A 14842-nucleotide genomic window follows, 5' to 3' on the forward strand; every position below is an offset into this window, starting at 1 on the left:
CGAAGACAGATGACTGAATCGAAGAAAAAGCTCGAAAAATTGTCGGGCGTGAAGGGCATGAACGACATCCTTCCGCAGGATGCCGGGCTGTGGGAGTTTTTCGAGTCGACCGTGAAGTCGATGCTTCGTTCGTATGGATACCAGAACATCCGCACGCCGATCGTCGAGCACACGCAGTTGTTCACGCGCGGTATCGGTGAGGTAACCGATATCGTCGAGAAAGAAATGTACAGCTTCACCGATGCGTTGAACGGCGAAAACCTGACGCTGCGTCCGGAAAACACGGCTGCGGTCGTGCGCGCGTCGATCGAGCACAACATGCTTTACGACGGTCCGAAGCGGCTGTGGTACGTCGGCCCGATGTTCCGTCACGAGCGTCCGCAGCGTGGGCGTTATCGCCAGTTCCACCAGGTCGGTGTCGAAGCGCTCGGCTTCGCCGGCCCGGATGCGGACGCGGAAATCATCCTGATGTGCCAGCGTTTGTGGGACGATCTCGGCTTGACGGGCATCAAGCTCGAAATCAACTCGCTCGGTCTCGCTGAGGAGCGCGCCGCGCATCGTGTCGAGCTGATCGCGTATCTCGAGAAGCACATGGACGTGCTCGACGAAGACGCGAAGCGTCGTCTCTATACGAATCCCCTGCGGGTGCTGGATACAAAGAATCCTGCGCTGCAGGAGGTTGCGCAGAACGCGCCGAAGCTGATCGATTTTCTCGGCGAAGCTTCGCTTGCGCACTTCGAAGGGCTACAACGCATCCTGAAGGCGAACAACATTCCTTTCAGAATCAATCCGCGTCTCGTGCGGGGTCTCGATTACTACAATCTGACCGTCTTCGAATGGATTACCGACAAGCTCGGCGCGCAAGGCACCGTCGCCGCGGGCGGTCGTTACGATCCGCTGATCGAACAGCTCGGCGGCAAGCCGACGGCGGCATGCGGCTGGGCGATGGGCGTCGAGCGCATTCTGGAACTGCTGAAGGAAGACAAGCTCGTTCCGGAGGAGGAGGGCTGCGACGTGTACGTCGTGCATCAGGGCGAAGCGGCCCGCGATCAGGCGTTCATCATCGCCGAGCGTCTGCGCGATACAGGCCTCGACGTGATCCTGCATTGCAGCCCGGACGGCCAGACCGCCAGCTTCAAGTCGCAGATGAAGCGGGCCGATTCGAGCGGCGCAGCGTTCGCGGTGGTCCTCGGCGAAGATGAGATCGCGAACGGTACGGTCGGCGTGAAACCGCTGCGCAATGTCGGCTCGGAAGGCAGTAAGAGCGAGCAACAGAACGTGCCGGCTGAAGACTTGACCGAATTTCTAATCAATGCGATGGTTGCATCCGCCGAAGACGGCGACGACTGATCGCGCGGTGCGCTCGACACATTTCGACACACGTACAAGGTATTAAAGAAGAAGGAATCGCCTGGCGATGAGTTACCACGACGAACAAGAATCGATTGAAAGTTTAAAGGCATGGTGGGCGCAGTGGGGCAATGCAACCACGTGGATCGTACTGGTAGTGCTCGTTGCCGGCGCAGCCTGGAACGGCTGGAACTTCTGGCAACGTCGTCAGGCGGCTGAAGCCGCCGTGCTGTATGACCAGGTTCAGCAGGCTGTGGCTTCCGGCGACAAGGCAAAGATCACCCGTGTCGCGGGCGACATGGAAGACAAGTTCAGCGGCACCGCGTACGCGCAGATGACGGCGCTGGCTGCCGCGAAGGCGCTCTATGCGGCCGGCGACGAGCCTGCCGCGAAGATCCAGTTGCAGTGGGTCATCGATCACGCGAAAGACGACGAGTTCAAGCAGGTCGCGAAGTTGCGACTTGCATCGCTGCTGCTCGATGAAAAGGCCTATGATGCAGGCCTCGCGTTGCTCGCGGAACCGCAGTCGGACGCTTTCAAGGGCGTCGTTGCGGATGGGCGCGGCGATCTGCTGGCGGCACAGGGCAAGCGCGACGATGCACGCGCAGCCTACAAGCTCGCGCTCGATACGCTGTCGAAAAACGATACGTCGATGCGTCAGTTGATCCAGTTCAAGCTGGACGCGCTGGGCGGTTGACCCGCGCTTTGCGCAATCGACCGGTTCCATTTGATTAATCCTCGATAAATGCTTCGTCCACCGATGAATCTGCTGAAACGTTACGCTGTGCCCGTTGCCTGTGCGATGACCGTCCTCATGATGGCGGCTTGCTCATCCACGAAAGACGAGCGCCGCGTGCCGACGCCGCTCACCGAGTTCAAACCTGTGCTCGACGTGCAGCAGACGTGGAAGGCGAGCGTTGGCAAGGCTGGCCGCTATCTGTTCTCGCCCGTCGCGGTCGGTGACGCCGTGTACGCGGCTGGCGCGAACGGCTCGGTCGCCAAGATCGATGGCAAGACGGGCAAAGACCTCTGGCGCACGAAGGTCGACAGCGACCTGTCGGCCGGCGTTGGCAGCGACGGCAACCTGACTGCCGTGGGCGCGCTCAAGGGTGGTGTCTACGTGCTCGGACCCGACGGCAAGTTGCTGTGGAAAGGCACGGCGCCGGGCGAAATCATTTCGCCGCCGCTCGTTGGCAACGGGCTCGTGATCGTGCGTACGGTCGACGGTCAGATCACGGCGTTCAACGCGCAGACGGGTGAGCAGAAGTGGGTGTACCGCAACCGCGCAATGCCGCTCAACCTGCGTGTGTCGTCCGGCATGACGTTCGCCGGCGATGCGGCGGTGCTGGCCGGCTTCCCGGGCGGCTCATTTGCCGCAATCAACCTGCAGACGGGTGATAACTACTGGCAGGCGCCGGTGTCGTATCCGAAGGGCGTCACCGAAGTTGAACGGATCAACGACGTCACCGGCGCGCCGACGCTGGTCGGCTCCCAGACGTGTGCTGTGACGTTCCAGGGACAGCTTGGCTGTTTCGACGCGAATTCAGGCCGGGCGGTGTGGGAAAAGAATTTCTCGAGCACGAGCGGTCTTGCTCAGGATGAGAGCGTGGTCGTTGCCGGCGATGATTGGTCGATTGTGCAGGCTTTCGATGCGACGAACGGTCGTCCGCTGTGGCGCAACGAACAGCTGAAAAGTCGCGACGTCGGTGTGCCTTTCTTGCTGGGGCATGCAGCAGTGGTCGGCGATTTCGAGGGCTATGTGCACTTCCTGTCGCGCGACAATGGGGCATTTGTCGCACGGATGAAGACGGACGGCAGTGGCATTACGGCTGCCCCCGTGCTGGCGGGCGACACGCTCGTCGTGCAGACGCGCGACGGCGACCTGTACGGCTTCCGTCCGCGCTGACGGGCCGCAGGAAGCGTAGTTTCGCGCGGTTTCGCGCAGTTTCGAGTCCGATCGACGCGCAGGCCGGCTTCGCCGGCCGCGCGTGTTTCTGATGCACAGGAATACCCCGTGCTCAGGATAGAAGTGGTGAAGAGAGATACAGGCTGCCGGCCCGGCTGGTCCGGCGGTCGAATTCAGAGTGGTGCGCGGTCAGGAGACGCGACGCACCCAATGGCGTCAGCGCCGTCCGCAACGCTGGATCTGCGGACGCTCAGGCCGCGCCAGCCAGCCGACCTTTCGTCTGCCGGGATGTGTGTTACCACATCGCATTTACCGTATTGCATCCGGGCGTGGCCGATTTCGTGATAATTTTTGTCAAACGCAGCCGACAGGCAGCCATCTGGCGTCGCCGCGCGGCCCGTCGAGTGTCTCGACCCTGCGTTTCACCGTGAACAACATCTGATGAAACCCGTAATTGCCCTCGTTGGGCGCCCCAATGTGGGGAAATCCACGCTGTTCAACCGTCTCACGCGTTCGCGTGACGCGCTCGTCGCCGATTTGCCGGGCCTCACGCGCGATCGTCACTATGGCGAAGGGCGCACGGGCGAGCGGCCTTATCTGGTTGTCGATACCGGCGGTTTCGAGCCGGTCGCGAAGGACGGCATCCTGCACGAGATGGCGCGGCAGACCCGTCAGGCGGTCGAAGAATCCGATGTCGTGGTGTTCATCGTTGACGGACGCAATGGACTCGCGCCGCAGGACAAGTCGATTGCCGATTACCTGCGCAAGACCGGCCGGCCGATCTTCCTCGTCGTCAACAAGGCCGAAGGGATGAAGTACAGCGCGGTCGCCGCCGACTTCTACGAACTCGGTCTGGGCGACCCGCGCGCCATTTCAGCGGCGCACGGCGACGGCGTCACGGAAATGATCAATGAGGCGCTCGGCGTCGCGTATGCCGGTCAGCCGGAAGAAGAGGACGAGGACAAGAACGCGCACGGCGTCAAGATCGCGATCGTTGGTCGCCCGAACGTCGGAAAGTCGACGCTCATCAATACGCTGGTCGGCGAAGACCGCGTAATTGCATTCGATATGCCCGGGACGACGCGCGATTCGATCTACGTCGACTTCGAGCGGCAGGGCAAGAACTACACGCTGATCGACACGGCGGGACTGCGCCGCCGCGGCAAGGTGTTCGAGGCGATCGAAAAATTCTCGGTGGTCAAGACGCTGCAGTCGATTTCAGATGCCAACGTCGTGATCCTTCTGCTGGACGCGCGCCAGGACATTTCGGAGCAGGATGCTCACATTGCCGGCTTCGTCGTCGAGCAGGGGCGTGCGCTCGTGGTCGGGGTGAACAAGTGGGACGGGCTCGACTCGCATGTGCGTGAGCGCACGAAGGCGGATCTGGAGCGCAAGCTAAAATTCCTCGACTTCGCAAAGTTCCATTTCATTTCGGCAGCGGAGAAAACGGGGATCGGCCCGCTGATGCGCTCCGTCGACGACGCTTACGCCGCCGCCATGGCAAAGCTTCCGACGCCCAAACTGACCCGCGCGCTGATCGACGCCGTCGAATTCCAGCAGCCGCGCCGTCGCGGGCCGGTGCGTCCGAAGCTGCGTTACGCGCACCAGGGGGGACAAAACCCGCCGATTATCGTGATCCACGGCAACGCGCTCGACGCGATCACCGAAACGTATAAGCGCTACCTCGAAAACCGCTTCAGGGAAACTTTCGGGCTGACCGGGACTCCATTGCGCATAGAGTTCAGATCGTCGACGAACCCTTACGCGGATAAAGGCTGAAACCCGCGTGTGTGTTGGGTTTGGCCGGATGGCCAGGCCGCTCGCGCAAAAACGAAAATCGGCTATAGTGTAGCGGTTGACGGCGGATTTCTTTTTCTTCGTCGTCAATTAAGTCAACCTGCAAAAAAATACGGAGTTTGCTATGAGCAACAAAGGGCAATTGTTACAAGACCCGTTTTTGAACGCACTGCGTAAAGAGCACGTGCCGGTCTCGATCTATCTGGTCAACGGCATCAAGCTTCAAGGGAACATCGAATCGTTCGACCAGTACGTCGTGTTGCTCCGGAATACGGTTACCCAGATGGTCTACAAGCACGCCATCTCGACGGTCGTGCCTGCCCGTCCGGTGAATTTCCACCCGGATTCTGAACAGTCCTAACCCCTCGTCGCGGCCGGCGTAGCGTCGCCCGTTGGCGATCACTCCCGGCCGCTTCATCTTGATACCCTCCAATTTGACCAACGCAGCGCTTGTCGGCGTCGACTTCGGTAAGATCGATTTCGAAGCCAGTCTCGAAGAACTCAGCCTGCTCGCGCAAAGCGCGGGCGCGAATCCCGTAGTCACCCTCACCGGACGCCGCTCCAGCCCCGACGCGAAGATGTTCGTCGGCAGCGGCAAGGCCGATGAATTGCGTCTTGCGTGTGAGGCGAACGACATCGAAATCGTCATCTTCAATCACGCGCTGGCGCCCGCGCAGCAACGCAATCTGGAGCAGGCGCTTAACAGGCGTGTGATCGACCGCACCAGTCTGATTCTCGATATCTTTGCGCAGCGCGCCCGCAGCCACGAAGGCAAGCTGCAGGTCGAACTCGCACAACTCCAATACCTCGCTACGCGGCTCATACGCGCGTGGACTCACCTTGAACGGCAGAAGGGCGGTATCGGTCTGCGCGGCCCAGGTGAAACGCAGTTGGAAACCGACCGTCGGTTGATCGGCGAGCGGATCAAGGCGCTCAAGTCGCGGCTCGAGAAGCTGCGTCGCCAGCATGGCACGCAACGTCGCCAGCGTGAGCGCAACCGGACTATGTCGGTGTCGCTCGTCGGCTATACGAACGCCGGCAAATCGACGCTCTTCAACGCGCTGACAAAGGCGCAGGCGTATGCCGCCGACCAGCTGTTCGCCACGCTCGACACGACATCGCGCCGCCTCTATCTCGGCGATGAGGTTGGTCAGGTGGTGGTGTCGGATACGGTCGGGTTTATTCGCGAACTGCCTCACCAGCTGGTCGCCGCATTCCGGGCAACGCTCGAGGAAACCATTCACGCTGACCTGCTGCTGCACGTGGTCGACGCGTCGAGCGCCGTGCGGCTCGATCAGATCGACCAGGTAAACGAAGTACTGCACGAGATTGGTGCTGACTCGATCCGGCAGGTGCTGGTCTTCAACAAGATCGACGCCGTTCCTGAGCTGGCGGCCCGTGGCGACGCGGTCGAGCGGGATGAGTATGGTAATATTTCGCGCGTCTTTTTGAGCGCGCGCACAGGGCAGGGGCTAGACACGCTGCGCGCTGCCATCGCTGAAATCGCTACTGCCGAATATCTTTCCAACGGTGGGCGTCCATTGCCGGAAGAAGACCGGCTGGCAGTGCCAACCGACGACCGCAAGGTCTCAGAACTCGGGCACTGACCCGTGCCGAATTGCATTGACCCGCTGTCTACTCTGGTGAACGAACACAGGTGAACGATTACAACGAGCGGAGTATCTGGCTGCGGCTGCGCGCCATTCTTTCGATGAACGATCCGCGCTGGGGCCGGGGAGACGGCAATGGCGACCGGCAGCGTCCGAACGAGCCGAAGCGTCCGCAGAACGGAAAGGACGGCGAAGGTCCGCCTGATCTCGACGAAATGTGGCGTGAATTCAACCAGCGGCTGAGCCGCGTGTTCGGCCGCAAGGGCGGAGGCTCGGGCGGCAGTGACCGTCGTCCGGACAACGGTCGCGGCGCGCGCATCGGCGTCGGTATCGTGATTGGCGTGCTGATCGCAATCTGGCTGGGCAGCGGTGTGTTTGTGGTTCAGGAAGGCCAGGCCGCCGTCGTCTCGCAGTTCGGCAGGTATCGCGATACCGCGGGGCAGGGTGTGCACTGGCGCTTGCCCTATCCGTTTGAATCCCACGATATGGTCAACGTTGGGCAGGTGCGGTCGGTGGAAATCGGCCGCAACAATGTCGTGCGCATGGCCAACGTGAAGGATGCGTCGATGCTCACGCACGATGGCGATATCGTCGATGTGCGTTTCGCGGTGCAGTATCAGGTGAGAAAGCCCACCGACTATCTGTTCCGCAGCGTCGATCCCGACCTCGCGGTCACCCAGGCCGCGCAGGCGGCGGTGCGCGAGATCGTGGGCGCTCGTGGTATGGACGATATCCTCTATCAGGATCGCGAAGTAATCCGTCAGCAGCTCAACGACTCCATCCAGCATTCGCTTGATGAATTCCATACGGGTCTCGCCGTGACCGGTGTGACGATCCAGGGCGTGACGCCGCCGGAGCAGGTTCAGTCGGCATTCGACGACGCCGCGAAGGCGCGTCAGGATCGCGAGCGCGCGAAGCGCGACGCGCAGGCCTATGCAAACGAACTGTTGCCGCGTGCGCAGGCCGATGCGGCGCGCTTGATCGACGATGCGAAGGCGTACAGCGACCGCGTCATTGCACAGGCCCAGGGCGATGCAGAACGCTTCAAACAGGTCTACGAGCAATACTCGAAGGCGCCCGCGGTGATCCGTACACGCATGTATCTGGACACAATGCAGCATATCTATTCGAACACGACGAAGCTCTTTGTGGACAGCAAGTCCGGCAACAACACGCTGAGCCTGTCTCTCGACAAGCTGATCGACCAGACACGCCAGCGCGGGACAGAGGCAGCCACAGTCGGTGCGCAGACCGGTTCGGCAGCAGCGCCGCAAGCCGCGAGCGGCCCGGCCGCGGTCGCGCCCGCGTCAGGCGCCCCGGTGGCGAGCGCGGCCAGCGAAGCCGCTGCGGCAAGCGATACGTTCCGCTCGCGCGATACGTTCCGTAGTCGCGGCCGCGACGAAGAACTGCAATAAGGAGCGCGAACATGAATCGAATCGTTGCGCTCGTTGTTGCAATTGTGGTCGTGCTGTTTGCGGCTTCGTCGATGCTCTATGTCGTCGACCAGCGGCATATGGCTGTGGTGTCCGCTCATGGCGACACCGCGCCCGTCCTGGTCGGTCCCGGGCTGCATTTCAAGCTGCCGCCTCCATTGCAGACGGCCACGCTCGTCGACACCCGGATCCAGTCGTTCGATGCACCGGATGCCGATCGCTACGTGACGTCGGACAAGATCGACGTGCTGGTGAATCCGGTCATCCGCTATCGTGTCGCCGATCCGCTGAAGCTGTTCGCGGAAACGAAGGGTGATACCCAGGACCTGCCTGACCGGCTGGCCTCGCTGTCGCGTAGCGCGCTTGGCGACGCCTTCGCGAAGTTCGCACTTCCGGATGCGCTCGCGAAGCAGCAGGACATCGCAACAGCGGCGCGTATGGACATGCAGAAAAACACGGCTGCGCTCGGCGTCGATGTGATCGCCATCCAGCTGACGCGTGTCGACTTTCCCGCGGCGATGGCCGATTCGGTCTTCAAGCGGATGATCGCGGCACGTGAGCAGGTGGCGAGTCAGGAGCGGGCGCAGGGTGCAGCCGAAGCCGATCAGATCAAGGCGGACGCCGCCCGGCAGCAGGAGGGTCTCATCGCGGACGCCTACCGGGAAGCGCAGACGATCAAGGGCGAGGGCGACGGCAAGGCCGCGTCGATTGCAGCCGAAGCGTTCGGGCGCGATCCGCAGTTTTACGAGTTCTATCAGAGCATGCAGGCCTACCGGAACAGCTTCAAGGCGAACGACGTGATCGTGGTCGATTCCAGCAGCGAGTTCTTCCGCTTCATGCGTAGTCCGACTGGCGGCAATCCGCCGGACGCCGCCGCGACCCCGCGCAAACGCTGATTACCTGAGCGCTGCACGCCTGCTGGCGTCGTGGCGCCGTCATTCGAATGGATATAGCTGGTTCGTTACTGCTCGCGATCGCACTGATGCTGATCATCGAGGGGATGTTCCCCTTCGTTTTTCCGAGCGCCTGGCGCGACACGTTTCGTAGAATAGCGGAGCGGCCGCCGCACCACATCCGGATCGGCGGTCTGATCGTGATGGTGCTCGGCCTCATTCTGCTGCTGATTGCAACCTGATTGCAGCCTGATTGCAGCCTGATAGTTGAGCTGATTCGACCCGAGAGCGACCCGGGCAGGCTGCGGCTTGCTGGCCGCCATCGGCGCCACGCTGCGCAATTTGTTCCTGCGAGGCGCGTGTTTTATCCGCCATTCACCGTCATTTTTCGGCGCGCCCAGGCGCCGTGTTCAACGTCGTAGGACTGTATCGATGTCGACCTGGTTACTTCCCGAGAATATTGCCGACGTGCTGCCGTCGGAGGCCCGCAAGATTGAAGAGTTGCGCCGCCGGCTGCTGGACCGTTTCCGTGCGTACGGCTACGAAATGGTCATGCCGCCCCTTCTCGAATATCTCGAGTCGCTGCTGACGAGCGGCGGCAGCGATCTGAACCTGCGCACGTTCAAGCTCGTAGACCAGTTGTCGGGCCGTACGCTCGGGTTGCGGGCCGATATCACGCCGCAGGTCGCGCGGATCGACGCGCATCTGCTGAACCGCCAGGGTGTGACGCGCCTTTGTTACGCCGGCAACGTGCTGCATACGCGCCCACGCGGTTTGCACGCCACCCGCGAGCAGGTCCAGATCGGCGCGGAAATCTATGGTCACGCCGGGCTCGAGGCGGATCTTGAAATCCAGCAACTGATGCTCGACGCACTGCGTCTGTCCGGGCTCGCGAAGGTGCGGCTCGACCTCTGTCACGCGGGCGTGCTGGCGGCCCTGACCGACAAGGATCCGGCGGCGGCTGCGCTTGGCGAAACACTGTACGAGGCGCTTGCCGGCAAGGACGTGCCGCGCCTCGCGGAACTGACGGCGGACCTCGCGCCCGTCACGCGCGACGCCTTACGGGTCCTGCCGACGCTGTACGGCGACGCGACGGTGCTCGCCGATGCGCGTGCGCGCTTGCCGGACATGCCTGAAATCTCCCGCGCACTCGACGATCTCGCGTTTCTCGCGGCGCAGGTCGACGGCGCGGAAGTCATGATCGATCTGGCCGACCTGCGCGGCTATGCCTATCACAGCGGCGTGATGTTCTCGGCCTACGTCGATGGTGTGCCGAATGCGGTGGCGCGCGGCGGCCGTTACGACCACGTCGGCCAGGCCTACGGACGGGCGCGGGCCGCGACCGGTTTTTCGCTCGATCTGCGCGAAGTCGCGCGTATTTCGCCGGTCGAAGCGCGCAGCAGTGCCATTCTGGCACCCTGGCAGCATGACGACGCGCTCCGTGCGAGCGTTGCCGCATTGCGCGATGCTGGCGAAGTCGTGATTCAGGCGTTGCCGGGCCACGAACACGATCTCGATGAATTCGCGTGCGACCGGGTGCTGGTCGAGCGCAACGGTGCCTGGGTCGTCGAAACCCGTTCCTGAGTGCCGCAAAGCCGGGCGCGGCAATCCGAACACACTCGTCGCGCCCATGTTGAAATACCCAGAATAACGTCCATACCGTTGAGCGGAAACGGAAAAAATCCGGAACCTTTCGCGATTATCGGTAGAATACGTTTTTAACCAGCTTACGAAACAACATGTCTGCCAGCGCAGTGAATGTGAACCCCGGGCGTAACGTCGTCGTCGTGGGGACCCAGTGGGGTGATGAGGGCAAGGGCAAAATCGTCGACTGGCTGACGGACCACGCTCAAGGCGTCGTTCGCTTCCAGGGTGGTCACAATGCCGGTCATACGCTCATCATCGGCGGCAAGAAAACCATCTTGCGTCTGATTCCGTCGGGCATCATGCATCCCGGCGTCGCGTGCTACATCGGCAATGGCGTCGTGTTGTCGCCGGAAGCGCTGTTCAAGGAAATCGGCGAACTCGAAGCCGCTGGCGTCGACGTTCAGAAGCGCCTCTTCATTTCCGAAGCCACCACCCTGATTCTTCCGTACCACATTGCGATCGACCAGGCGCGCGAAGCACGTCGCGGCGCAAGCAAGATCGGCACGACCGGCCGCGGTATCGGCCCGGCGTACGAAGACAAGGTGGCGCGCCGTGGTCTGCGCGTGCAGGACCTGTTCGAGCCGGCAGCGTTCGCTGAGCGTCTGCGGGAAAATCTCGACTTCCACAATTTTGTGCTGACCGGCTATCTGGGCGCCGCGGCCGTCGATTTCCAGCAGACCCTCGACATGATGTTGAGCTATGCGGACCGTCTGAAGCCGATGGTCACGGACGTCTCGCGTCGTCTCTACGACGAGAACCACGCCGGTCACAACCTGCTGTTCGAAGGTGCGCAAGGCACGCTGCTCGACATCGATCACGGCACCTATCCGTTCGTGACCTCCAGCAACTGCGTGGCCGGCGCGGCCGCGGCGGGGGCGGGTGTCGGTCCGCAAAAGTTGAACTACATTCTCGGCATCACGAAGGCGTATTGCACGCGTGTCGGTTCGGGTCCGTTCCCGAGCGAACTGTACGACGCGGACAACGCAAGCCGCCAGGAACAGATCGGTCTGACGCTGGCTACCGTTGGCAAGGAATTCGGCTCGGTCACGGGTCGTCCGCGTCGCACGGGCTGGCTCGACGCGGCCGCGCTGCGTCGCTCGATCCAGATCAACGGCGTGTCGGGTCTGTGCATGACGAAGCTCGACGTGCTCGACGGTGTCGATGAAGTCAAGCTGTGCGTGGGCTACAAGATCGACGGCAAGGACGTTGACATCCTGCCGCGTGGTGCGTCGGAAGTGGCGCGCTGCGAGCCGGTCTACGAGACGTTCGGCGGCTGGAAGGAAAGCACCGTAGGCATCAAGGAATGGGACAAGCTGCCTGCCAACGCGCGGGCTTACCTGACGCGCGTGCAGGAAGTGGCGGGTGTGCCGATCGACATGGTGTCGACGGGTCCGGACCGCGACGAGACCATTCTCCTTCGTCATCCATTCAAGGTTTAAGTCATGACGCAGGGTGTGCCCATGATTGCGATGAAAGATCCGCGCAACGACGACAAGAATCTTTGGGTCGGCTGGGATGAGTACCATCGGCTCATCGAGCTGTTGGCACTCGCTGTGCACGAATCTGGCTGGAAGTTCGACAAGATCCTGTGTCTTGCACGCGGCGGCCTGCGCGTCGGCGACCAGCTGTCGCGTATTTACGACCTGCCGCTGGCGATTCTCGCGACGAGTTCATATCGCGAAGCCGCGGGCACGGAGCAGGGCGAGCTCGACATCGCGCAGTACATCACGATGACGCGCGGCGAGCTGTCGGGCAACGTGCTGCTGGTCGACGATCTCGTCGACTCGGGCGTGACACTGGCACGTGTCCAGCAGCATCTGAAGGAGCGCTATCCGGCCATAACGGCGGTGCGTTCCGCGGTGCTCTGGTACAAGGGCTGTTCCAAGGTGACGCCTGACTATCACGTGCAGTATCTGCCGACAAATCCGTGGATTCACCAGCCTTTCGAGGAATGGGATACGGTTCGTCCGCACAATCTCGGTGCGTGGATCAAGCGCGGAACCTCGCAGGATTCCGCGCCGAAAGCGTGACGAATGCAATCGCGCCCGGCTGAGTGTTTGATGGATTGAAAACGGAGCCTTGACAGGCTCCGTTTTTTTATGGGCAGGCGAGCCAGACAAGTCGCAGGGCAGGCGTGAAACGTCCCGATACGGGCAGACTTGCCCCGGGTGCGATGCTACACTGCGCGGGCTGTCCTCGTGGTGTATCCACAACATGCCAGACGGTCGGTCTCGACTGCCAGTTTAGAATAGCGCTCGTTTTTCCGATCAGGAACGGATTCTTCGCGTTTATGACAGATACCAACCACGGGCACCGGCAGCCTTTGCCCTCGCTCGCAATTGCTGCGATCGGTGTCGTCTTCGGCGACATTGGCACCAGCCCGCTGTATTCGCTCAAGGAAGCGTTCTCCCCGTCGCATGGGATCCCGCTCAATGACGCGTCGATTCTCGGTGTCATCTCCCTGATGTTCTGGGCGATCATCATCGTGGTCTCGGTCAAGTACGTGCTCTTCGTGATGCGCGCCGACAACAACGGCGAAGGCGGCGTGCTCGCGTTGATGGCGCTGTCGCTACGATCATTCGATCCGCGCAGCAGGGCGGCGGGTCTCCTGATGATGCTCGGTATCTTCGGCGCCTGTATGTTCTACGGCGATGCCGTGATCACTCCGGCGATTTCCGTGATCTCGGCGGTCGAAGGGCTCGAGGTCGCTGCGCCCAAGCTGTCGCATCTGGTGTTGCCGCTTACGATGATCGTCCTCGTGCTGCTGTTCTGGATCCAGCGACACGGCACCGCCACGGTGGGTCGTCTGTTCGGGCCGATCATGGTGCTGTGGTTCGTGACGCTTGCCGTGCTCGGCGTGATGCATATCGCGCAGTCGCCCGGTGTGATCGCTGCCTTGAATCCCGGTTACGCATTCAGCTTCATGTCGGCGCATGTCCTGCAGGCCTACGTGGTGCTGGGCTCCGTTGTGCTCGTGCTGACTGGCGCCGAAGCCTTGTACGCAGACATGGGCCACTTCGGCGCAAAGCCGATTCGCATGGCCTGGTATGCGCTTGTGATGCCGTCGCTGGTGCTGAACTATTTTGGCCAGGGCGCACTTCTGATGCACAACCCGAAAGCGATCGAAAATCCGTTCTTCCTGCTTGCACCGGATTGGGCGTTGCTGCCGCTCGTCATTCTGTCGACGGTGGCGACGGTGATCGCGTCGCAGGCGGTGATCTCCGGCGCGTATTCGCTGACGAGCCAGGCCATCCAGCTTGGCTACGTGCCGCGGATGAAGATCCTCCACACGTCGGATCTGGCGATCGGCCAGATCTATGTGCCGGTCGTGAACTGGATGCTGCTTTTCATCATCCTGTGCATCGTGCTTGCCTTCAAGAGTTCGGACAACCTCGCGGCCGCGTACGGTATCGCGGTCACAGCGACGATGGTCATCACCACTGTGCTTGCCTGCGTCGTGATGGTGAAGGTGTGGAACTGGAACAAGATTCTGGTTGCACTGATCATCGCGGCCTTCATGACGGTCGATCTCGGGTTTTTTGGCGCAAATCTGCTGAAGGTCGAGGAGGGCGGCTGGCTGCCGCTCGGCATCGGTGCGCTGCTGTTCTTCCTGCTGATGACCTGGTTCAAGGGCCGCATGATCGTGAAGGAGCGCACGGCCGCCGATGGTATCCCGCTGATGCCGTTCCTGCAGGGCCTGCTCGCACACCCGCCGCACCGCGTGTCTGGCACCGCGATCTATCTGACCGGCAGCGATTCGCTGGTGCCGGTGAGTCTGCTGCACAATCTGAAGCACAACAAGGTGCTGCACGAGCGCACGATTTTCCTGACCTTCATCACGCGTGACATTCCATACGTAAAAGACGAGGAACGCGTGACAGTGAAAGATTTCGGCGGTGGGCTGTATCTCGTGAGTGCCGCATACGGTTTCAATGAGACACCTGATGTGAAGGCCGTGCTGCTCGACGTTGGCCGTACGCACGACATGACGTTCGAGATGATGGACACGTCGTTCTTCCTCGCCCGCGAAACGGTCGTGCCCACGCAGTTGCCGGGCATGTCGGTGTGGCGTGAGCGCGTGTTCGCCTGGATGCATCAGAACGCCGCGAAGCCGACCGATTTCTTTAGTATTCCGGCCAATCGTGTCGTCGAACTCGGGACCAAAATCGAGATCTGAGCGCTCTGCATGTCATCGCACGGTTTGCG

At 61.7% G+C, this 14842-nt stretch carries 13 protein-coding genes; all 13 read left to right on the plus strand.

Features of this window, described 5'->3' with window-relative positions:
• Window positions 1-9 precede the first annotated feature (9 nt).
• The 13 genes from hisS to P3T23_RS21055 all read left to right on the plus strand — a co-directional run bounded on the left by hisS (window position 10) and on the right by P3T23_RS21055 (window position 14813).
• Window positions 10-1350, plus strand: coding sequence for a histidine--tRNA ligase (gene hisS, locus P3T23_RS20995; protein ID WP_429318057.1), 1341 nt, complete (start codon window positions 10-12; stop codon window positions 1348-1350).
• Window positions 1351-1417: 67 nt separating this feature from the next.
• Entirely contained in the window at window positions 1418-2047 is a 630-nt protein-coding gene (locus tag P3T23_RS21000) for a YfgM family protein (RefSeq protein ID WP_429318058.1), read from the plus strand.
• A 63-nt stretch (window positions 2048-2110) separates the two neighbouring features.
• A complete protein-coding gene (gene bamB, locus P3T23_RS21005) occupies window positions 2111-3256 on the plus strand; it encodes an outer membrane protein assembly factor BamB (protein ID WP_429318059.1) in 1146 nt (381 codons plus the stop codon).
• Between the two features lie 441 nt (window positions 3257-3697).
• Window positions 3698-5035, plus strand: a complete 1338-nt coding sequence (gene der / locus P3T23_RS21010) for a ribosome biogenesis GTPase Der (RefSeq protein ID WP_133662779.1) — start codon at window positions 3698-3700, stop codon at window positions 5033-5035.
• A 142-nt stretch (window positions 5036-5177) separates the two neighbouring features.
• On the plus strand, window positions 5178-5414 hold the full coding sequence (gene hfq / locus P3T23_RS21015) for an RNA chaperone Hfq (RefSeq protein ID WP_006051315.1): 237 nt from the start codon (window positions 5178-5180) through the stop codon (window positions 5412-5414).
• 31 nt (window positions 5415-5445) lie between these two features.
• Window positions 5446-6660 (plus strand): GTPase HflX, encoded by a 1215-nt coding sequence (gene hflX, locus P3T23_RS21020; protein WP_429318060.1) that lies wholly within the window; start codon window positions 5446-5448, stop codon window positions 6658-6660.
• Window positions 6661-6710: 50 nt separating this feature from the next.
• Window positions 6711-8078, plus strand: a complete 1368-nt coding sequence (hflK, locus tag P3T23_RS21025) for an FtsH protease activity modulator HflK (RefSeq protein ID WP_429318061.1) — start codon at window positions 6711-6713, stop codon at window positions 8076-8078.
• A gap of 11 nt (window positions 8079-8089) precedes the next feature.
• On the plus strand, window positions 8090-8992 hold the full coding sequence (hflC, locus tag P3T23_RS21030) for a protease modulator HflC (RefSeq protein WP_429318062.1): 903 nt from the start codon (window positions 8090-8092) through the stop codon (window positions 8990-8992).
• Window positions 8993-9039: 47 nt separating this feature from the next.
• Window positions 9040-9231 (plus strand): DUF2065 domain-containing protein, encoded by a 192-nt coding sequence (locus P3T23_RS21035; protein ID WP_133662783.1) that lies wholly within the window; start codon window positions 9040-9042, stop codon window positions 9229-9231.
• Window positions 9232-9421: 190 nt separating this feature from the next.
• Window positions 9422-10573 carry an ATP phosphoribosyltransferase regulatory subunit gene (locus P3T23_RS21040; protein ID WP_429318063.1) on the plus strand — a complete coding sequence of 384 codons (1152 nt, stop codon included), beginning with the start codon at window positions 9422-9424 and terminating at the stop codon, window positions 10571-10573.
• Between the two features lie 155 nt (window positions 10574-10728).
• Window positions 10729-12075 (plus strand): adenylosuccinate synthase, encoded by a 1347-nt coding sequence (locus tag P3T23_RS21045; protein ID WP_429318064.1) that lies wholly within the window; start codon window positions 10729-10731, stop codon window positions 12073-12075.
• 3 nt (window positions 12076-12078) lie between these two features.
• Window positions 12079-12666 carry a phosphoribosyltransferase gene (locus P3T23_RS21050; RefSeq protein ID WP_429318065.1) on the plus strand — a complete coding sequence of 196 codons (588 nt, stop codon included), beginning with the start codon at window positions 12079-12081 and terminating at the stop codon, window positions 12664-12666.
• A gap of 260 nt (window positions 12667-12926) precedes the next feature.
• Window positions 12927-14813 carry a potassium transporter Kup gene (locus P3T23_RS21055; RefSeq protein WP_429318066.1) on the plus strand — a complete coding sequence of 629 codons (1887 nt, stop codon included), beginning with the start codon at window positions 12927-12929 and terminating at the stop codon, window positions 14811-14813.
• The last annotated feature ends 29 nt before the right edge of the window (window positions 14814-14842 follow it).

This window comes from Paraburkholderia sp. GAS448 (assembly GCF_050435685.1).
Taxonomy (GTDB): Bacteria; Pseudomonadota; Gammaproteobacteria; order Burkholderiales; family Burkholderiaceae; genus Paraburkholderia.

Bases quoted from the DNA above. Each gene is read 5' to 3' on its own strand.
- der (WP_133662779.1), top strand. From the start codon at position 3,698: ATGAAACCCGTAATTGCCCTCGTTGGGCGCCCCAATGTGGGGAAATCC.
- P3T23_RS21035 (WP_133662783.1), top strand. From the start codon at position 9,040: ATGGATATAGCTGGTTCGTTACTGCTCGCGATCGCACTGATGCTGATC.
- P3T23_RS21040 (WP_429318063.1), top strand. From the start codon at position 9,422: ATGTCGACCTGGTTACTTCCCGAGAATATTGCCGACGTGCTGCCGTCG.
- bamB (WP_429318059.1), top strand. From the start codon at position 2,111: ATGAATCTGCTGAAACGTTACGCTGTGCCCGTTGCCTGTGCGATGACC.
- hfq (WP_006051315.1), top strand. From the start codon at position 5,178: ATGAGCAACAAAGGGCAATTGTTACAAGACCCGTTTTTGAACGCACTG.
- P3T23_RS21055 (WP_429318066.1), top strand. From the start codon at position 12,927: ATGACAGATACCAACCACGGGCACCGGCAGCCTTTGCCCTCGCTCGCA.
- hflC (WP_429318062.1), top strand. From the start codon at position 8,090: ATGAATCGAATCGTTGCGCTCGTTGTTGCAATTGTGGTCGTGCTGTTT.
- P3T23_RS21045 (WP_429318064.1), top strand. From the start codon at position 10,729: ATGTCTGCCAGCGCAGTGAATGTGAACCCCGGGCGTAACGTCGTCGTC.
- hisS (WP_429318057.1), top strand. From the start codon at position 10: ATGACTGAATCGAAGAAAAAGCTCGAAAAATTGTCGGGCGTGAAGGGC.
- P3T23_RS21050 (WP_429318065.1), top strand. From the start codon at position 12,079: ATGACGCAGGGTGTGCCCATGATTGCGATGAAAGATCCGCGCAACGAC.
- P3T23_RS21000 (WP_429318058.1), top strand. From the start codon at position 1,418: ATGAGTTACCACGACGAACAAGAATCGATTGAAAGTTTAAAGGCATGG.